This window comes from Mycoplasmopsis bovigenitalium (assembly GCF_002356075.1).
Taxonomy (GTDB): domain Bacteria; phylum Bacillota_I; class Bacilli_A; order Mycoplasmatales; family Metamycoplasmataceae; genus Mycoplasmopsis; species Mycoplasmopsis bovigenitalium_A.
The window spans coordinates 204,324-225,708 of sequence record NZ_AP017902.1; the positions used below are offsets into that span (position 1 = coordinate 204,324).

The window sequence follows — 21,385 nt, forward strand, 5'->3', positions numbered from 1 at the left end:
AAAGGAAATTTATGAGAAAAAGATTTTATTTAGCACCGTTGGCTCTAGTAACATTATCTCCACTGGCTTTAGCGGCTGCTTGTGGTAAAGCTGATTTTGCACATGATGCAAAACAAAGAATAGTAAGAAGTGGAATTAACGCAAGTTATATTCCTAAAGAATTTGATAGAGATAAATCAAATGGTTATGGTGGTTGACAAGCTAGACATGAAGATTCACTTGCTTCACTATTAATTAGAAAAAAAACATATAACAAACCTGAATTGGTTAGAGAATTTGACCAAAAAACCAATAAAATAGTAACAAAAATTAAACAACCATCATTTTGAAAATATAAATTAGAACATGCTGCCAAAATTATTTTGATAGTTGATGGACATGCTAAAGAATATGATTCAGATGATGCGCAATTACTTCAACAACCTGACGCTGATGGCTACTACCATGAAGCTGTTATTAAAGGTGAATCAACAAATGCAAAAAGTATTAACTCTAAACAATTTGAAAAAGATTTAGAGAAAGCTACTAAATTACAAATTGAAGTTCGTAAAGGGACTAAATGAGTTGATGCACAAGGCAATCTTACAAAATATGATGTAGTTCCAGAAGACTGATACATTTCATGAATGAGAACTCAACTTTTAGGTAAAGCACAAAGAAAAAATGCAGCTAAAAATACAAGTGTTGACACAGAAGCGCTAGATACAGCTCTAAGAGAAATTGCTTCAAAAAACTCTTCATACTATGGCAAAGATTACCGTTACCCTAACGCATATTTATTTGGATTATATGGAGTAGAAATTAAAGATTTAAATGATAAATCTAAATTCTTAGAAGGCGACAAAATAACATTTAATAAAATTGCCACAGGTAAAGCATTCTTTGAATTATTGTTAGAAAACTTAACTTCATCTCAAGAATTTAGTGCTGCTCCTAGCCAATATATTACAGAAGTATCAAAACAAAAACAAATTCCAGCACTAGAGTCATACTCTGAAAAACAATTATCTAGTGAATCATTTGAAAAAATTAAAAATATTCCAACAGATAACATATTATCGCAAGCTGGCGTTTACTGATATGGATTTAACAGCAAAAACTTATTATATGCTAGTCCATTTATTTATAAAGGATACAACAGAGATACTCAAGAAGAAACATATGAAAAAAACCCTCACTATGTTGACCAAGAATGAGTTAAAGATCCAACAACTATTGAAAAACAAGTTCTTAGATACTTTGGTGCCGAAGCTAAAGTTGATCAATTAAAAGAAGTTTTATATGACGATTATCTAAAAGGTAGAATTGCTAGATTGGCTTGAACAATGGTTCCTGACAAACAAAAAACTTCAATTATTCAAAACCCTCAAAAATATGGCGTTCAATACAACCAGTCATTAAACAAATCATCACTGCAACTTGAACAAGTATTCGACCTTACACCAACTGTTGCATTACCTAATGAATTTTCTGAAGGTGTTCCTTTTAGCGTAGATAATCCAGATCACTTAAAAACAATAGTTGATCAGTTAACATACAATGATCATTTTGCTAAATTATTGTATGGCAAAACTAGAGAAGATATTGTTAAAGATGCAGTAAAAGGCGCTGACACACAACACTTCTACACAGGTAAAGGTTATGTATTTAGATCATTACTTTCTAGAGCAATTAACTATCAACATGTTGCAAGCTTTATAACAGAAGGTAAATCAAAAATGTATGTAGCTGCAATGGCGCCTGATGCTAAAATTGCTGGCAAGGATCAATCAACTGCTGCTAAAAAATCAATGCGTGACGCATATGAAGATATTAACACTACAACCTTTGTTAAATCAGACCTAACTAAATCAACATCTAAAACACCTGAAGATTATCGTAAAATTGTAACAACATCAGGTAGTGAATTAGAAAAACTAAAATCACCTCACTTTGCAGAAGTTAAAGCAGAAATCAAAAAATTACTAGACGATGCTAAAATTCCAGCGGATCAAAAAGTTGAATGACAATTAACATTTAGATGAGTTAACTGAACACCAGCTAAAATGCAAACTATTTATGAACAACTTCCACTATTATTTAAAGAATTAGACCCACGTCTAGAATTTAAAGCAGTTAAATATGATAAAGCTCAAGTAGGTCTTTTCTGAGCACAACACCTACAAGGACGTTCTCCATTTACTATTGGTGGATGAGGTTATGATACTGATAGTGCTGGATCTGGATTTGATGGTATTGTAAACTTAACACAATCTGGCCCAGTTCTAGCTATTCTTTCTCAAGGAACAGACACTAACAAAGAAGCATTTAAAAAAGCATTCCCTAAATTATTTGCTTTAAGTGAAGCATTTAATAAATTTATAACAGATGAAGTTGCAAAAAAATCATTCACACTAACTGTTGATCACACAAAATGACATGAACTTTCATTTGGTGATCTAGACAAACTAGCTCACCACTTAAGAGAATACAAACTTGAGGGTGGTAAATTAGTACCAAATACAGAAACCAAAGAAACAGATGCAGATTTTGGAACAATTACATCTCGTTTCTTCAACACACACTTAAGAGAAAAAACTAATGACGAAATCATTGAATTAACAAAAGAATTTAGCGATTACTTTGGAACCCTTATTGATACTAAAAAATTAACATCATTAGATCGTTTCTCAGAATCATTAGTAAACCCTAACTTCGTGTTCCCATTCGTTGGAGCCGATCAAGATTGAATCATGGACGCACACGTTATAGTAAAAAAATAATTTTCTAAATAATTTAAATGTTTAAATATATATCAAAAAGAATTGGCCTAGCCATTCTTACATTATTTGTTATTTTAATCTTTTCATACACATTAACTGTTATATTTATTAAAAACCCATATGAAATTCAGTTAATCGCTGAAACAGACACGGAGAAAAGGAGAGGTTTAGAGGAATTATCTAGACAATATAACGCGATTCCAATCATTACAAAAATTGGCAATTATTTTGCCAATATATTCAAATTTCAATATGGTGAGATATTTGATAAATCAGGAGCATATGAATCAATTCCGCAATTATTTTTCGAGCCACTAAAATGAAGTATTTTAGTTTCACTACCTTCATTTATTATTTCAGCAACTACCGGCGTTATCGTCGGTATTATTGCGGGATATAAACGTGGTACATGAGTTGATTGAATAATTAGTGGATTTGTCTTTGTCTTCATTGCAGTACCTAGCTTTATTTTGGCACCAATGTTTCTTGGTATATTCCAAAAAGCAGGTTTCGATATTAGATTTATATCGCCATATTCACAAGGAGCAACTTGAGCTCAAACAATTAAATCAGTTATACCAGCAATCGTTGTTGTCTCGCTTGGTTCGCTTTCGGGATATACACTTTATTCAAGAAACCAAGTTGTAACTGTATTAACATCAAATTACGTATTGATTGCTAAAACCAAAGGATTGGGAAATTTTGAGATTTTTAAAAAATACGTTTTTAGAAACATTTCAATCCCATTAGCAACAATTATTATTCCATCATATTTAATCTTATTATCTGGCTCAATTATCGTTGAGCAATTCTGATTTATTCCAGGTACTTCAACAATAATTGCCAACTCGTTCCCTAAAGGTGAAATAAATATCCTAATGTTCAACATTTTATTCTTCACTGCATTAGGTCTATTCACTCAAATCATAGTTGATATTTCATATCCACTAATTGATCCAAGAATTAAATATCAAGCTTCAAGCGGACTAAATATTTTTGCAATATTGCATGCAAAAAAAATAAGAGCACAACAATACAAATTACTTAATGAACAATCATAGAAAGGAGAATAATGGCTGAAAATTTAAAATTTAATCAACGCTACGGTATTAGTGATGAGCTGCAAAATAAGTTAAAACTTGTCAAACAGCAAAAATACACTCACAATATCGCTGGCAAACCTAAAATATTAGCGATCGAAATATTAAAAAGATTTTTCACTAATCCAATGGTTGTTATTGCTTTTTGTGTCTTTTTAGCAATCATTATTACCGCTTTAGTTGTCAGTTTTTCTTCTCCTTATCCCGCAGTAAAACCAATTGATTATTATTTACCAGTTGATAAAAAAGTTTCAGACTTCCAAAGTCTGCCACCAATATTTGCACAATGAACAGAAACAACAGATAATAATAAAATTACCAACTTATATAGATGATCAAGTGAGCCTTATAGTAAATATTTAAAAGATTATGCGAATTTTAAAGAAATAGTGCCAGGCCAAATACTTTATTATAATGCTTATTCATATTTTGAAGGTCAGCAACTTTATTCTAAAATTTTTAAAATTCTAGATAAAGACCCTAATGCCATTATTACAGCTGAACAACTTGCTGAATTTAAGAATGCTATACCAAAACTTCATACATTTTTTGGTACAAATAATGCTGGAACCGATATTTGAACAACTGTTTGAAAAGGTACTCTTGAATCACTTTGAATTGCATTATTTGTAGCGACTGTAGAAATTATTATTGGTGTATTTGTTGGCGCTTATTTAGGTTTTAACGCTGGTAAATGACTTGACACATTCATGATGCGTGTTATTGAGATATTCACATCGCCACCATCAATAATTTGACTATTATTATTTGTTTCAATTTGAGGGACTAATCCTTGAGTGTTAATTGCTGGTCTATTATTCGTTGGTTGAACTGGCCCAATTGGTGTAACTCGTTTATTTATAATTACTGTTAAAGATGAAGAATACATTTTAGCTGCTAAAAGTATTGGTGCAAGTGAAAAAAGACAAATCTTTTTCCACGCACTACCTGCAATATTAGGTAAAATTGCAATGAGTTATGTAAGAAGAATTCCAAGTGTTATTCTTTCGATTGCTTCGCTAGCATTCCTTGGTTTCTTTAAAGATGATTCATCAGCAAACTTAGGTAAATTCATGCTTGATAACCTAGAAGATTCAAAAAATAACGTTTGACTTCTAATTATTCCAGCATCAATATTATTATGCATTTCAATAAGTCTACAATTTATAGCCGTTGGTCTACATGACGCATTAGATCCAAAAGTTATTAAATTAAAAAGATAGGATAAACTATGTCAAATATAGATTTAATTAAAACTAATCCACTTAAAGAAGATTTGCTTTTAGATATCGAAAATTTAAGAGTCGACTTCAAAAATGGTCGCAAAAATTTCATTAGAATTGTACGTGGCTTAGATTTAAAAATCAAAAAAGGCGAAATTGTAGGACTTGTTGGTGAATCAGGTTCAGGTAAATCAGTTACATCAAAAGCTTTAATAAATGTCAATGATGGCGCTTATTTTCTTGCTGATAAAATGCAAATTGAAGATCTTGATTTAAATAAAATTAAAAAAGAAAATTTATGACAAAAAATTAGAGGACACTACATTGGTTATATACCCCAAGACCCTCTTACTTCATTGAATCCAACCCGTAAAATTGGTAAACAACTTTTAGACGCTTTGAATTTAAATCCAGAGTGAAAAGAAAAAAGTTATGTTGAAAAAAGAAACTATTTAGTATCTCTACTTGATGAGTTTGGTCTAAGAGATGCGGATGCTGTTTTTGATAGATATCCACATACACTTTCAGGTGGTATGAAGCAGCGTGTAGTTATTGCAATGGTTGTTGCACTAAAACCTAAATTGATTATTGCTGACGAGCCAACTACCGCTCTTGATCCAACAGTTCAAGCTTCTGTTCTTGCATTGTTTGAAAGAATTAGACAAACAATGAACATTTCAATAATTTTAATTAGTCATAATATTAGTGTTGTTGCTAAATTCTGTGACTATATTTATGTTATGTACGCTGGCAAAATTGTTGAAAGAGGAACTAGAAAACAGATTTTTACTGACCCTAGACACCCATATACTTGAGCATTAATTTCGGCTATACCTGAAAACAGTCAAGAGCGTCTTTATTCAATTAAAGGTACTCCACCAGACATGGCAAACTTGCCACTAGGCGATCCTTTTGCGCCAAGAAATGAGTATGCACTGGAAATTGATTTTCTTAAAGAGCCACCTTTATTACCAGTTGAAGCGCGCCATGATGCAGCAACTTGACTTTTACACCCAGATGCACCAAAAATTGAAATTCCACAAGATTTAAAAGTTAGATTAGAAAGCTTTAGAAAGGTATTTGTAGACGATGAAAACTAATAAACCAATATTAGAGATTCAATCTCTTAAAAAATACTTTAGTAATGCTGGAATAGTCAATAAAGCTGTTGATGATATTAGTTTTAGTGTAAACAAGGGCGAAATTGTTGGGCTAATTGGTGAATCCGGATCAGGTAAAACAACTGTTGGCCGTTCATTAATGCGTTTATATGAAGACTTTAATGGATTTGTTACACTTGATGGCAAAGTTATTAGTGGACGTAGAATTTCGCGTTCTAGAACTAAATTTTTACGTAAAAATATTCAAATGATTTTTCAAGACCCTCATGCTTCGCTTAATGGTCAGAAAAATATTTATTCAACATTAAAAGAACCCTTAATTGTCAATGGAATAATCAAAAATAAAATAAATGATATTTTCAAAGACTGAGTTGATATTAAAGAAATGTACTTTTACACATTTCAAAAGAAATATCAATCACTTGAATTGCAAAATTTAAAATCAATTAATGAGTTAGCTAAAGATTTTTTCCCTTACTGACTAGCTAAATTACAAAATTACAAAATTGATGATTCAATTTCTTTAGAAGATAATTTCAATGCTTATTTTGGCTATCTTGAACAAAAACAAACGATGGAAAGTCAAATTGTAAGTAATTTATACTCAAATACTGATGAATTAATGAGTTTTTACTATGAAAAACAAAGTGATTTTAGAAATAGTAATCTAGAATTAGATGAAAGCGAATTAAAAGCTGCAAAAGATGAATATTTAAAGACTTTAAAATTATCGAAAATGTCTTTAAAACAATACAATTCAATCAAAAATATATCAATATGAAAACAAGAAATATCTGATATTAAAAAAGCTTTTAAAGAAGAAAAAAATACAGTTGTCAATACTTTTAACAACTTTATCGATGAATTCAAAAAAGATTCAATAATTTATCGAAATGCTAAATTACTATCAACAAATTTAGACATTTATACACACAATCTAAAAAATCAACTTTTAACAAAAAAACTAAGATCACTTGTTAAAGAGTTGAAAGGTCATTTGTTATCACTAAAATATACCCAAGCTCGTGAATTAATTAGTGAAATTCAATCTTATTCAAAAGATTTCTTCACTAAATACTTACAAGAATTAAAATATTCTCCAGAATTAAAAAATACAATATTAACATTAATTAATGAAAAATTTGTTTTTGATCCATCAAAATGAAATGAATTAAATAAGAAAAATTTTGACCAATATATTGACCAAATCAATTCATTACGTAAAAAAATTGACAAGAACTCAAAAGGCTTTGATAAACATAAAAAATCTGCTACTCTACAAGATGTTGAGATTGCAAAAGAAAAATATGAAAAAGCAAAAATAGTCAACAAACAAATGCTTGATGAGTATGTAATTCTACATAAAAAAGAATTCGCACAACTTTTATCTGAGGTTGAAATTGAACGTAAAGAATATTTAGGATTAAAAGATATTCAAAGTGAAACAAATGCGCTTGTTGAACAAGCACACAAGAAATTCATTGCACATTTACAAGAGAATTTAAAACAGTTAATTCAATCAAAAGCAGACAAGACTTCAATAAGTGAATACTCAAAATTAATAAAAATTTATGAATCAAAATATAAATCTAAATTATTAACTTTAAAATCATTTGAAATTGAAGTTAAATATTTAAATAAAGATATCAAAGCTATTAAAGTATTGCTTGGTATTGATACTGAAAATGCAGTTGATTCAAAAATAATTAAATTTTTCAAGAAAATTTCAGGCAATATTATTGCCAAAATATTAATTTCAAATCTATTAATAAAAACTTCGATATATAAATCACTTGAAGATGTTGGTCTATTAAAACAATTTGCATACCGTTATCCTCATGAATTTAGTGGTGGTCAACGTCAAAGAATTGTTATTGCTCGTGCTCTAATAACTGAACCTAAAGTTATCGTTGCTGATGAACCTATTGCTTCATTAGACATTTCAATTCAAGCTCAAGTTGTGAACCTTCTAAAAGACCTTTGTGAGAAGAAAAATATTGGCATGATTTTTATCGCACATGACTTATCAATGATTGAATACATTGCAAACAGAGTGCAGATTATGCACTATGGAAAAATTGTTGAATCAGGAGATACTCAAAAAGTTTACTCAAAACCAATCCATCCATATACAATTAACCTATTCAAGGCAATACCGAAAATATCTAACGCAAACGAAAAATTTGAAAACATTAGTTTTGAGTTAGATTATTTCAAAGGGCAAGCATACCCAAATATTCCTGAATTGTTCAAAGTAGAGGAAAATCACTTCATTTATGGCACTCAAGAACAAGCCGCAGAATGATCTAAACCTTTTGGTTTAACAGTTAAAAGGTAAAATAACAAGATACTGCTAAAAGCAGTATTTTTGTTTTTTTAGCCCATATTAACTATGAAAATTATTAATAATTTAGAAGTTATTAGTAAAATTAATCTATATCAATCTATATAAACATTTTAATTAATAAGCAAAATTTACTAATTTATTCATTTTACAATTGAAATGGTAAAATAATAAACAAATAATATATTGTAATTTTGCTTTATAATTTTGCTATGAAAAATCGCAAATGACTACATCTTATTACAGTGCTTGTATCACTTATTGTTTCAAGTATATATTTTACTGTTTCATATTATCAAAAAAAATATAATGGAAATGTATATAAAATTTTAAGTGATACTTTTTTCATTTGCGGTGTAATTTGTCTTGCTTATGGTGTATTCATTCTTTCTTTTAAACTGGGTTTAGGTTCAGGATTAATTAGTATTAGTCAACGTAACCGTGAAAATCGATTAAAACGCAGAATTCAAAAACTAGAATTGGGACAATCAAACCAAGAATCGCGAGCAGAAATTAAAATTTTAAATAATGAACTGCAAAATATTAATAACAAATCTATTGCAAGAAATAATGCTCAAAATAATAAATTAGTTTTTCTGATAATAATTGCTATTGCAGTTGTACTAATAATAATTGGGATTATTTTTGCTTTTGTTTAAAGAAAATGACACGAAAATAAACCAGGACAAAAAAAGTTAACACTGAGGTGTTGGCTTTTTTGTCCGAGTTTAAGAGAGGGAACTAACGCCAAAAGTGTTAGCTTTTTTAAATTTTCCTGCGTTTCCCAGTTTTAAGCGATAAATTAATCTAATTTAACTATTTTTTTCACTCCATACTATATAAAGTATGGGTTAATAAAATCTTTTAAAACTGCTAACTAATACTATAAAAGTGGGAAACACAGGAAAATCATTATCATTAACAAAACGTTCTCTATTCGCATTAACTTATCTACGCTCTTAGTGTCTTAATATTTGATAGTTCAAGGTTAATATTGAAATATTCATTAAATCTTTATCTTGAAATCAAAAATTTAAGCGTAAAACATAGTAGTCACAATTTAATAATTATTTAAAACTAACCCAAATATTATTACAATTAAATAAAGCATTAAGTAAACTCGTCATATTAGTAATGTGTATTACTAATAATATTTTATAATTAAATAAATAGAAAACAGGAGGCTTAATGAAAGCACAACATAGCTTTGATAATGATGAAATAATAGTGATAAAGGATTTGCAAAAAAGCTTTAAAAAAAATAAAGCACTAAAAGGTGTTTCATTTAGTGTTAAAAGAGGGGAGTTATTTGGCTATTTAGGTCTAAACGGGGCCGGTAAAACAGTTACATTAAACATTATTCTAGGACTATTAAAAAGAGATAAAGGACAAGTTTTTATTAATGGTTTGAGCATAGATAAAAACCAACTTGATATTAGGAATCAAGTAGGTATTGTCTTTCAAGAATCAATTCTTGATCCTGAGCTTTCAATTCGCGAAAATCTTATGGTTAGAGCAACTCTTTATAAAGATTATATGCAAGGTGAATCAGTGGCTTCCGTTGTTGATAAAATCATAAATGAGTTTCAACTTAATGATTTCGCATCTCGGCGTTATGGTACTTTATCAGGTGGCCAGAAAAGACGAGCAGACATAGCACGGGCATTGGTTCATAGCCCAAAAATTCTTTTTTTAGATGAGCCAACAACAGGCTTAGATCCTAATTCAAGAAAACTTGTTTGACAAATTTTAAAGAAAATACAAAGAACAAGAAAACTTACAATAATGCTAACTACTCACTATATGGAAGAAGCAGATGATTGCTCAAGGGTCATAATTTTAGAAAAAGGTCAAAAACTAGTTGAAGACACACCAGCTGCTTTAAAAACAAAATATTCATCTTCAATACTTCGTATATATCAAATGACAGACAAACTTAAAGAATTAATCACTCAAAGTAAAAACATTAACTACGAAGTTGAAAATGGGAGTTACATTATTCGTTTCGATTCAGTGGCGCAAGGGCATGAATTCGTTACAAGAAATATAGCTCAACTAAAAGATTTTGAATTCAATAAAGGAACAATGGACGAGGTATTTTTAAACGTAACACAGAAAGGACACAAATAAAATGAGCAAATTAATGCACTTAACAAGACGTAATTTAATTATTTTTTTCAAAGATAAAAGAAGAATATTTTTTACTTTTATGTCGCCATTAATTGTTCTTTTGTGTTTCGTTTTGTTTGCACGAAAAATTTATTTAAGCCAAATGCCTGAGTATTTGCCCGCAAAAATAAAAGATCAATATGCCGATATATCAATGCTAATTGGTTTACTTTCAGTTACCTCATTTACTAATGCTATTAGTCTTTCATCGATTATGGTTACCGACACAGAACGTAAAGTTCTTAACGATTTGTACATTTCGCCTGTGCGAGCTGGAATTGTTAGATTTAGCTATTTAATTTATAATATAATTTTGAACATTTGCATTACTCTATTTATTTTTGTTATCGGTATATGTTGAATGGGTATTAATAAAACATTGGTAGTAGAAGTTAAAAACAGTGACTTTCAAAATATGTTTAATATTCCAGAAATTTTAAAAACACTAGATCCTTCGAAGTTAGCAAACACTCTTAATGATTCGAGTGTTACAAAGACTTATTATTCATTTGACACAGCTAAGGTATTTATTGTCATAGGGTTAATAATCTTGGCCGCATTTTTAAATAGTTCATTATTTGTCTTTGTTTTAAGTTTTTTAAATAATACTTCTGCCTTTAGCGCTATTAGTGCTAGCTTAAGTGCAATTGCCGGCTTTTTAATTGGTGCATTCGTCCCATTACACACTTTTCCGCGTGCAGTTGCTGAATTTAGCTCTTTAATTCCATCAACTCACATTTCCAACATGTTTCGTCATTTTATTACCCAAGGACTTATCTTTTCAGAAAAAGACCCTATTATTCAAAAATTATTCAGCGAAAAACACGCAATATATGATTTTAATATTTTATTTGGTCAAGACATTAAATGATGGGGCTCATTAATTTATACAGGATCATGAACTCTATTGATGATAACATTAAACATTTCTTTATCTAACCTAAAAAGAAAATAAACGCAGTCAATTTTCCTGAGTTTCCCAATTTCATAGATTAAAATAACGAATACCCCTATTTTAAAGTGGTTTTCGTTATTTTCCTGCGTTTCCCAGTTTTAAGCGATAAATTAATCTAATTTAACTATTTTTTTCACTCCATACTATATATAGTATGGAATTTTTCATATTTTTTAATTTTATAATTGCATTTAATTACGTTTATGATATAATAAGAATATGGAAAAACAAGATTTGATGCTATTTAATGTTCATGGAAATAAAAAGGGCGTTTTATATAAATATGTTGGCTGGTCAAACGGATTCAATAAAAATCCAACAAGATGGTTTAGTTTAGGAAATGTAGAAAAACTACTTGAAATTAACGAAAACGCAATCGAGATAATAAAAAACAAACTTAAAAACTTCACTAGACAGGATAATCCAGATAAAGTTAAACATGCGCTTCTACACTCGATTGAAAAAGAAAAAATCCAACATACAAGTATTTGCGTTGGCAATGAATTAATAAGTGAATTTATTGAAAAACACAACATATTTAAACAATTAAAAGCCACAAGACATAAAAATATGAATGAAATATTTAATTTCTTAGTGGCGAAAAGAATTATTAATCCCACAAGTATATACAACTCATTTAATGAATCAGATGAATATTCAACAAATATCTTTTCTTCTAAGAATAGCTTTTATAGACTTTTAGACATTGTTCACGAAAACAAAGACCAATTGCTTTTTTCAATAAATAAATTAGTTGAATCGGAAACAAAAAGTAAATTAGATGAAATCTATTTTGATTCATCTACAGTGTATTTTGAAAGTTTTAGCCGCGAAGGACTTAGGGTTCCTGGGTATTCTAAAGATGCCAAATTCAAAGAAGATCAGATTGTGATTGGTCTTGCGTGCGACAAAAATGGTATTCCTATTTACATGAAAGTTTTCAAGGGAAATACAGGGGATTCAAGAACAATGATTCCATTTATATTAGAACTTGAAACTAAATTTGGCATAAAAAATATAACAATTATTGCTGATAGAGGGATGAGTACAAATGCAAATATCCGTTTTTTAGAACAAAGAGGACACAATTTTATAATCTCATATAGAGCAAAATCTGGTAGTCAGAATTTTAAAAATTGGATTTTAGATCGCGAAGGATACATTGGAGATTCTGAATTTAGATACAAAGAAACAGAATATGAATCTAATTGAAAAAATACAAGATTTAATGGTAAATTAAGAAGAAGAATTGTAACTTATTCAAAAACAAGAGCAAAAAAAGATAGAGAAGATCGCGGAATTTTGATTGATAATTTCCGTAAAAAACAAGACAAAAGCGGTTATGTTGATTCAACAAAAATGTTGGGTACAAAAAAATGCAAATTCTTTAAACAAATATCTAAGTTTAAATTTGAATTAGACTTTGAAAAAGTCACAAAAGATTCTGAATTTGATGGTATCTATGTTTATGAAACAAATATTTCAAATATTTCTGCTGAAAAAATCATTGAAAAGTACGCGAACCAATGAAAAATTGAAACAAATTTTAGAGCATTAAAAAGTTTTTTACAAATTAGACCGGTTTATGTGAGACTAGACGAACACATAATAGCACACTCAATATTATGTTTTATATCACTTGTTTTATTAAAACTTATTACTTATAAGATAAACAAGTTTTATGAGGATTATGGTGTAATTGACCATTTATCTGAACAAAAACTTATTAATATATTATCCAAACTAAGAGAAAGAGTTGATATCAACTCAAAAACAAAAGAAATCATTAAAAGACAAAGAGAAGATTCGAAAACAATAAAAGATATTTGAAGCGAATATGATCTTATTAAAAAAATTGTAATTAAAAAATAGCATAAAAATAACGAAAAGCACTATAAATAAGGCTTATTCGTTATTTTTATTATTTGAAACTGGGAAACTCGGGAAAACACGCAATATATGATTTTAATATTTTATTTGGTCAAGACATTAAATGATGGGGCTCATTAATTTATACAGGATCATGAACTCTATTGATGATAACATTAAACATTTCTTTATCTAACCTAAAAAGAAAATAAACGCAGTCAATTTTCCTGAGTTTCCCAATTTCATAGATTAAAATAACGAATACCCCTATTTTAAAGTGGTTTTCGTTATTTTTAATTAATTTTTAGTTACAATTTTTTTAATGAAATCATATTCCGTTATCCTTTTTTATCATAATTGTAATTAAATGAAATAAAAAAATACAAAAAAATTCATACTATATATAGTATGGGTTAATAAAATCTTTTTAAACTGCTAACTAACACTATAAAAGTGGGAAACACAGGAAATCGTGTCATTTATTTTTTGGGATCAAATACACCAATGAATGGTATTCCTCTAAATTTTTCTTGGTAATCTAGCCCGAATCCGACAATAAATTCGTTTGGAACTAAAAAACCTACTTTATCAGCTTCTAAATTAACTTTTCGATTATATGGTTTGTCAAGTAAAGTAATTATTTTTAGACTTTTTGGATTTCTTTGTAAAAGCATATTTTTTACTTTATCAAGTGTAATTCCAGAATCAATGATATCTTCTGCAATCAAAACATCTTTTCCTTCAATATCAACTTCAAGATCCATAATAATTTTGACATTCCCGCTTGATTGGCTTGCACCATGATAGCTCGAAGCAATCATAAAAGCAAGTTCATTTTCAATATCTACACCTTTTATTAATTGAGCAATGAAGGGAATAGCTCCTTTTAACAATCCAACAATAACTAAATCTTTAGAGTTATTGTATGTTTCGTTAACTCATTGCGAAAGCTCTTTAATACGTTGTTCAATTTCTGTTTGAGTGTATAAAATTTTTGTGAATCTTTTGTCCATATTTAGTCCTTTATATAATTTTATAATTTATTTTGAAAAGTCAAATTTTTCAATTATATTTATTGCTTCAGCTAAAATTTGATGTTCATTTTTATTATTTCCATCAATTATTGCGTATGGGATTTTGTACGTATTCATGAGTTTTTCATAAAGATGTCTGTATAGAGCGTGCAATTCTTTAAAATATTCTTCATTTTGCTCATAGTTTTTAATTTCACTTTCGCGACCACGTTTAAATAAGTGTTCCTTGAAATTATCAAAGTCAATATCAATAAAAATAGCTAGATTAGGATTTTGCTCTTTTTCAATCATTTTATTAAACAATTGGTCAAAAGCTTTAATAAATTTTGCTGGTTTGTTTTTCATTGAAATTAATGCAAAAATGTAATGTTCAATATTAAATCTATCAAGAAAAATATGGTTTGTTTGGCAAATTTTGCCGCTTTTTGAAAAATCAATTAGAGCACTTCTAAGAGTATTTGCTGAGGATTCCAAAATGTAAGCTTGAAATGCTAAATTGATATTTTTTACACCTTTATAAAATCATTCAATAAATTGGTTAAAAATTTTATCTTCAGATTGAAATTCTTCTAAATATATTGAATTATCATAGAATTTTGCTAAATTTTTTGCAAGAGTGCTTTTGCCGCTTGCGATCATTCCACTAATACCAATTATCATTTTTTAACCTTTCTTATTCACTAAATGATTATCTATTATCTTGATGGCTTGATGTAAAACTTGATTTTCAGATAAATTGTTTGTATCGATTATATAGAATGGCATTTTGTATAATTTCGCCAATTGTTCAAATTTTGATTTATATACAGAGTGCAATTTTGCAAAATATTCTGCATTTTGCTCATAGTTTTTAACTTCTACCTCGCGACCTCTTGCAAAAAGTCTCTTTTTAAATGTTTCATGTGTCATATCTAAAAAAATTGCAAAATGGGGAGTTTCTTCATTTGTTATCATTTGCTTAAACATTGAATCATAGGCTTGTTGATAACGTGGGTTTTTGTCTTGAAGAATAACGGAAGCGAATATGTAGTGTTCAATTGCAAAGCGGTCTAAAAATAGGTGGTCATTATAAATATTTTTTCCTTTTTCAATAAATAATTGTTTTATTTCGGAAAATTTATCAACATGCCGTTCAATCATATAAGATTGAAAGCTCATTGTTATATTTTCTTCATTTTTGTATAATCATTCTAAAAAAACATTAAACTCTTCGTCATTTTCTTCAAATTCATTCAATATCATTGAATCTTTATAATGGTTTAAAAGTTTTTTTGTAAGTGAACTTTTACCGCTACCAATCATTCCGCTTATGCCAATTATCATATTTGCTCCTTAAAATTCGTAAATAAAAAGTTTAAAAAAAGTAATTAAAATAATTTGCATTACTTAATTACTTAATAAATTATTTATATTCAACATCAAGAATTTTGATTGAGTATTTACTTGCAGCATCAACTTCAACAATCTGGCCAATTTTGCCATCGCTAAGCGCTAAAGCCAATGCAGAAACATTAGAGATTTTGCCATTTAAAGGGTCACTATCGTGAATACCCATTATAGTCACTGTTTTAATTTCGCCACTATCAATTTTTTCGTATTTAACAGTAGAACCTACACCGATTTTGGTCGAAGTTCTTGCTTCATTGGTGCTAATTACTTCAGCTTTTTCAATTATTGCTTCTAATTCTAGAATTCTGCCTTCAACAACTCCTTGTAAGTCTCTAGCCGCGTCATATTCCGCGTTTTCTGACAAGTCACCTTGTGCACGAGCTTCTTTTAGTGCTTGTTGAACTTCTTTACGTTTTACATTAACTAATTCATGATACTCAGCTTTATATTTATCTAGTGTTTCTTGGGCTAAATAAATTTTGTCTTGAATTTTTGACATAGAAATCTCCTTTGTAATTATTTTTTATTTTATCAACTTTGTTTATATTTTTAAGAAATATTTGCATTTTTTACAATGTAAATAAATTTACTTGCAACACTTGAAACTTCATATGTTACTTGGGCAAATTTTAAATCCGAAATCAATTCGCGTAATTTAGCTTTATTTGTGTCATCTTGACGGATAACTAACATACCATTATTATTCAATAAATTAAAGTAGTTTGCGAAAATATCAGTGTTATTTTCAATGATATTTGTTGCATAAATTAAATCAAATTTGGAATCTTTAATTTCGTTTTGGGATAAAACACTGATTTTTTTGTTGCTTAATTCAGTGTTTATTTCGCATGCTTGAGTATATTTACTTTCATCAAAAATATTTTTATTTATTGTAATTTTAGCTGGCGAAAGTAAATTCAAACAAACAAGCTCATAGTCTAAGTTTTTACTTGCAATTAAAAGTGTTTTATAATCGTTTAAAAATACTGTATTTATTCAACTATCAATATCATTATCGTTAGTTTTTGAATTATAAAATTCTTTTAACTCATATGGTAATTTACCTCAATTATCACCCCGAAGTTCTATTAATTGTTTCTTAGCTAGTGCGTCTTTATCATTGAGATATTTATCTTTAATTTTTTTTACTTTAACCAAAGAAATGATAAATGCTGAGATGCCTAAAAAACCTACAACACCTACTGAAATTCATAATGCAATTTTTAATCATTGTGGCATTATTTAACCAACTTTCCGCCATATTGTAAAAACTCTTGCAAAATAATAACTGCAGATAAAGAGTCTTTTATTTCGCGCACTTTTTTGTAATTTAGTTTAGCTGACTTAAGAGTTTTTTCGGCTTTTATTGTTGTTCCATATTCATTCACTAAATAAACGTTTTGGTCAAAAATTTCATTGATTTTTATTGCGAAATTTTCAATTAAAATTGTTCTTTCACTTTTTTGACCATTGCTTCTAAGCGGTATTCCAATGATAAATCCATCAATATCATTATATTTAGCTAAATATTTTTTTATATGGTCTATGACTTTATCAAAATCGTTTTCTTCGAAACGAATAGTTTCAAGGGCACTGGCAATAATTTGCATTGAATCAGTGATTGCAAAACCACAAGTTTTGGTTCCTAAATCCAACGAAATTTTACGCACTAATTGCCTCCAATATTATTTGTTCAAGTTCAGTTGTTGAATCAATTTTACCCATTGCTAAAATAGCTGAACCACCACCTTTTGCATTTAAATTTTTGCCAATTAATTTGAATAATTGGTTTGAATCTTTTGTTTTTGAAGCAATAGCAAGTAATGTTTGATTTCCATTCACGCTAGCAAGAACAATAGTAGCATTTGGGAATTTTTCTCTAAGTGTTGATGCTGCTTGTTTGATTTGAGAAGATTCTACATTTAAATTGATATAGAATTTTTTGCCTTTTTCAAGTTCTGAAGCATCTTGATGACTTATTTCAAACTCAACACTTGCTTTCTCTTTATTTATTTTTCTAAAATCTTCTCTAGCTTTTTCAATTGATTTTTGAATATTATTCAATAAATTTTCAAGATTATTATCGTTTTGTGTTTCTAAATTATAAGTGGAATCCATAGCCTTGATTTTATTAACAATATTTGCGAGCTCTTCGCTATAAATTTGTATTTGCTCTCTTAGTCATTCATTAACAAGTTTATTTGATGTAACAACTCTAAAACGATAAACTCCAACTTGTTTTTTCTCAACTTCTGTTATTTTAAAGTTTTCTAAAATTGAACTATGGTCTAAGTGTGTACCTCCACAAAGGTCACTAGTTATGTTTGATCATTTAACAATTCTAACAGCTTTAGGATCCATATATTCGTCTTCTTCAATCGTCATAACAGCATGTAAGTTTTTTGCTTCTTCGATTGTTGAAATTATGTATTCACGCTTGATATCATTTTTAATTATTTGGCGCATTTCCAATTCAATTTGTCTAACTTGTTCATCGGTTGGGCGCGAATCTCCCGGGAAGTCAAAAGTAAATCTTTTTTCATTGATGTCAGAACCTAATTGTTTAATATATGGCCCTAAAACTTTTCTCATAACTGAGAACATTAAGTGAGTTGCCGAGTGGTTTCTAGCACAATTCAAACGAACATATTCATCAACAAAGCATTCAACTGGTTCATTTGAATTAATTTTCCCTTCAACTAAGTGAATATTATTCCCGAATTTGTCTTTAAAAACATCGATGATTTTAATTTTGTTTTCACCCTGAAGTATGTAACCTTCATCGTGTTTTTGACCACCACTAGTTGCATAAAATGGTGTTTTATCTAATAAAACGTACGCTTTGCCATTTGCCGAATCAACACGTTTTTCAGTATCAAATAGATCAATTACTTTAGCGGTTCCTCTTGTAGTTTCATATCCGGTAAATATTGAAACTTTAGAGTTGATTAATGATAATGAGTTAATTGCTTTTTGCATACCGCTTTGTTTGTTGCCTCTGCTTGCTTCAATGTGTTTTTGTTTTGCTTTTTCAAAACCATCTAAATCAATTGAAATACCCTTTTTAGCAAGTATTTCTTCAGTAAGTTCAATTGGAAATCCGTATGTTTCAAGTAAGTGAAAAGCAATTTCGCCATCAAATATTTTTGTGTTATTTTTAATGTGTTTTTCTAACAATTCTTTACCATTTTCAATGGTTTTTGCAAAAATTTCTTCTTCAGCTAGTATTGCTTGTGAAACACTATTGATATCATATTCAAAAGGCAATGAATCATGAACCACTGGAACTAATTTGTGTAAAAATAAATCCTTAATCCCAAGCTGCATTGCTTTATAAATAGATCTTCTAATTAATCTACGAATGATATAGCCTCGACCAACATTTGAAATTGATTCGCCATCACCAAGTGCGTTAGCAACAGTTCTAATATGGTCAGCAATAATTTTAAAGCATGTGTTTATTTCGCTTTGTTTTTCATCTTTTGTGAAGTAGTTTTCAACATCATATTTTACATTAGTGTATTTTTCAATTTCGCGAATAATTCCCAAAAATAAATCAGAATCATAGTTGGTTGGTGCATCTTGAAGAATTGAAGCAATTCTTTCAAGTCCAGCACCCGTATCAATATTTTTTTGTGCTAATTCAGTGTATTTGTTTTCGCCTTCATTGTTAAATTGACTGAAAACAATGTTTCAAATTTCAATGAAACGGTCATTTTCAATATCATTTTTTAGTAGTTCAATGCCACGAGAGTCAAATTTTGGACCTCTATCATAAAATATTTCAGTACATGGGCCACAAGGACCAGCACCAACGTCTCAAAAGTTTGTATCTCTAGAACCTGAGATTATATGAGATTCATCAACGCCTAATGATAACCATTTTTGTTTTGTATGAATATCTTCTTCAAAGAAGGTGAAATAAAGTTTATTTATGTCTAATTTAAGTTCGCTAGTTAAAAATTCAAAAGCAAATTCTATTGCTTCATCTTTGAAATAATCGCCAATACTAAAATTACCAAGCATTTCAAAAAATGTGTGGTGTCTTGAGGTTACTCCAACGTTTTCAATATCATTTGTCCGGATTGCTTTTTGTGAGTTTGTTAAACGATTTTTTGGCGGTATTTTTTTGCCACTAAAATAATCTTTAAGTGTTGCAACTCCTGAATTAATTCATAATAAAGATGGGTCATTAACTGGAATAAGACTTTTACTTTCAATTTTTAAATGACCTTTTGATTCAAAAAAATCAAGTCATTTATTTCTTATTTCTTTTGAATTCATGCTAGCTCCTTATACATAAGTTTTTTCAATGTTATTTGAATAAATTTTTTCAATAATTGCTCCGCCAATACATTTTTCACCGTCATATAAAACAACTTGTTGGCCTGGTGTAACTGCTTGCGATTTACTTGGATAATGCACTTTTATTCAATTATCTTTTAAAATTTCAATTGTAACTGGAATATCACTTTGTCTATATCTAAATTTAGCTGTTAAATTGTTAGGATTAAAGTCTAAATTGTTTAATGTTAGATTGCTTGCTAATAGTGAATCTGATTCCAAATAACTTAAATTTGAGGATGGGGCAACATAGACAATATTTTTTTGCACATCGTGGCCACAAACATAATGAGCCTCTTGCATTCCACCTAAATTTAAACCTTTTCTTTGTCCTAATGTGTAATAAAAACATCCATCGTGTTTGCCAACTACTTTATTTGTTACAATTGAAACTATGTCGCCTGGTTGCGCCGGAATGTAGTTTTGTAAAAACTGAGTAAAATTCCGCTCACCAATAAAGCAAATTCCCGTTGAATCTTTTTTTGAGGCTGTAATTAAATTTAATTCTTTAGCTTTTTGTCTAATTTGCGATTTTTCATATTTAGCAAGCGGCATTAAAACTTTTTTGAGTTGCTCATTTGTTAGTTGTGCTAAAAAGTAGGTTTGGTCTTTATTTTGGTCTTTAGCACGGTATAAATTACCATTTTTTACGTCTGCATAATGACCCATAGCAATATAATCTGCGTTTAATACGTCAAAAGCGTAATTTGCAAAGGCTGAAAATTTAATGTGTTTATTGCAAAGAATATCTGGGTTTGGTGTGCGTCCTTTTTTGTATTCTTCAATGAAATTTTCAAAGACATTTTCCCAGTATTCTTTAATAAAATCCACTCTATGTAGTTTAATGTTTAATTTTTCTGCTACTTTTAGCGCATCTTGGTAATCTTGTTCTTGAGGGCAAATTGGATTATTTATTTCATTATTGCCTAAAAAATCATTGTTGACATATGAGTCTCAATTTCTCATGAATAAGCCTTCAACTTGATAACCTTGTTCAAGTAATAAAGCGGCAGCTACTGATGAATCAACGCCGCCAGACATTCCTAAAATAACTTTTTTATTCATTAGCCCTCCT

At 29.1% G+C, this 21,385-nt stretch carries 17 protein-coding genes; 9 read left to right on the top strand and 8 right to left on the bottom strand.

Going from position 1 to position 21,385, the window contains the following annotated elements; genetic code table 4:
• Nucleotides 1-11 precede the first annotated feature (11 nt).
• From MBVG596_RS00815 to MBVG596_RS00855, 9 genes are all read left to right on the top strand, one after another.
• Complete coding sequence (locus MBVG596_RS00815) at nucleotides 12-2,762, top strand: OppA family ABC transporter substrate-binding lipoprotein (RefSeq protein ID WP_096385693.1); 2,751 nt, start codon at nucleotides 12-14, stop codon at nucleotides 2,760-2,762.
• Between the two features lie 17 nt (nucleotides 2,763-2,779).
• The gene (locus MBVG596_RS00820) at nucleotides 2,780-3,823 is read left to right on the top strand and encodes an ABC transporter permease (protein ID WP_096385696.1); all 1,044 of its coding nucleotides are present in this window, start codon (nucleotides 2,780-2,782) and stop codon (nucleotides 3,821-3,823) included.
• Nucleotides 3,824-3,834: 11 nt separating this feature from the next.
• The gene (locus MBVG596_RS00825; protein ID WP_004419017.1) at nucleotides 3,835-5,085 is read left to right on the top strand and encodes an ABC transporter permease; all 1,251 of its coding nucleotides are present in this window, start codon (nucleotides 3,835-3,837) and stop codon (nucleotides 5,083-5,085) included.
• Nucleotides 5,086-5,093: 8 nt separating this feature from the next.
• Nucleotides 5,094-6,185: an ABC transporter ATP-binding protein gene (locus MBVG596_RS00830; protein ID WP_004419016.1), complete on the top strand. Its 1,092-nt coding sequence runs from the start codon at nucleotides 5,094-5,096 to the stop codon at nucleotides 6,183-6,185.
• Nucleotides 6,175-8,544 carry an ATP-binding cassette domain-containing protein gene (locus tag MBVG596_RS00835; RefSeq protein ID WP_096385699.1) on the top strand — a complete coding sequence of 790 codons (2,370 nt, stop codon included), beginning with the start codon at nucleotides 6,175-6,177 and terminating at the stop codon, nucleotides 8,542-8,544. The genes MBVG596_RS00830 and MBVG596_RS00835 overlap by 11 nt, the downstream gene beginning before the upstream one ends.
• 218 nt (nucleotides 8,545-8,762) lie before the next feature.
• Nucleotides 8,763-9,209, top strand: a complete 447-nt coding sequence (locus MBVG596_RS00840; protein ID WP_148664006.1) for a DUF3899 domain-containing protein — start codon at nucleotides 8,763-8,765, stop codon at nucleotides 9,207-9,209.
• A 529-nt stretch (nucleotides 9,210-9,738) separates the two neighbouring features.
• On the top strand, nucleotides 9,739-10,680 hold the full coding sequence (locus MBVG596_RS00845) for an ABC transporter ATP-binding protein (protein WP_096385705.1): 942 nt from the start codon (nucleotides 9,739-9,741) through the stop codon (nucleotides 10,678-10,680).
• 13 nt (nucleotides 10,681-10,693) lie between these two features.
• The gene (locus MBVG596_RS00850) at nucleotides 10,694-11,674 is read left to right on the top strand and encodes an ABC transporter permease (protein ID WP_220096504.1); all 981 of its coding nucleotides are present in this window, start codon (nucleotides 10,694-10,696) and stop codon (nucleotides 11,672-11,674) included.
• Between the two features lie 219 nt (nucleotides 11,675-11,893).
• Nucleotides 11,894-13,546, top strand: coding sequence for an IS1634 family transposase (locus MBVG596_RS00855; RefSeq protein WP_096385711.1), 1,653 nt, complete (start codon nucleotides 11,894-11,896; stop codon nucleotides 13,544-13,546).
• Between the two features lie 476 nt (nucleotides 13,547-14,022).
• Here MBVG596_RS00855 and hpt read toward each other — a convergent pair whose 3' ends face one another.
• The 8 genes from hpt to mnmA form a co-directional block, all read right to left on the bottom strand.
• Nucleotides 14,023-14,556 (bottom strand): hypoxanthine phosphoribosyltransferase, encoded by a 534-nt coding sequence (gene hpt, locus MBVG596_RS00860; RefSeq protein WP_096385714.1) that lies wholly within the window; start codon nucleotides 14,554-14,556, stop codon nucleotides 14,023-14,025.
• Nucleotides 14,557-14,583: 27 nt separating this feature from the next.
• On the bottom strand, nucleotides 14,584-15,237 hold the full coding sequence (locus MBVG596_RS00865) for a deoxynucleoside kinase (RefSeq protein ID WP_096385717.1): 654 nt from the start codon (nucleotides 15,235-15,237) through the stop codon (nucleotides 14,584-14,586).
• Between the two features lie 3 nt (nucleotides 15,238-15,240).
• Complete coding sequence (locus MBVG596_RS00870) at nucleotides 15,241-15,900, bottom strand: deoxynucleoside kinase (protein ID WP_096385720.1); 660 nt, start codon at nucleotides 15,898-15,900, stop codon at nucleotides 15,241-15,243.
• Between the two features lie 79 nt (nucleotides 15,901-15,979).
• Nucleotides 15,980-16,465, bottom strand: coding sequence for a transcription elongation factor GreA (greA, locus tag MBVG596_RS00875; RefSeq protein ID WP_004418999.1), 486 nt, complete (start codon nucleotides 16,463-16,465; stop codon nucleotides 15,980-15,982).
• 50 nt (nucleotides 16,466-16,515) lie between these two features.
• A complete protein-coding gene (locus tag MBVG596_RS00880) occupies nucleotides 16,516-17,205 on the bottom strand; it encodes a BC85_0335 family putative methyltransferase (RefSeq protein WP_096385723.1) in 690 nt (229 codons plus the stop codon).
• A complete protein-coding gene (gene ruvX / locus MBVG596_RS00885; protein ID WP_096385726.1) occupies nucleotides 17,205-17,636 on the bottom strand; it encodes a Holliday junction resolvase RuvX in 432 nt (143 codons plus the stop codon). Before ruvX ends, MBVG596_RS00880 begins: the two co-directional genes overlap by 1 nt.
• Nucleotides 17,629-20,250: an alanine--tRNA ligase gene (gene alaS / locus MBVG596_RS00890; protein WP_096385729.1), complete on the bottom strand. Its 2,622-nt coding sequence runs from the start codon at nucleotides 20,248-20,250 to the stop codon at nucleotides 17,629-17,631. The genes ruvX and alaS overlap by 8 nt, the downstream gene beginning before the upstream one ends.
• Nucleotides 20,251-20,259: 9 nt before the next feature.
• Complete coding sequence (gene mnmA / locus MBVG596_RS00895) at nucleotides 20,260-21,375, bottom strand: tRNA 2-thiouridine(34) synthase MnmA (RefSeq protein WP_096385732.1); 1,116 nt, start codon at nucleotides 21,373-21,375, stop codon at nucleotides 20,260-20,262.
• Nucleotides 21,376-21,385 lie beyond the last annotated feature (10 nt).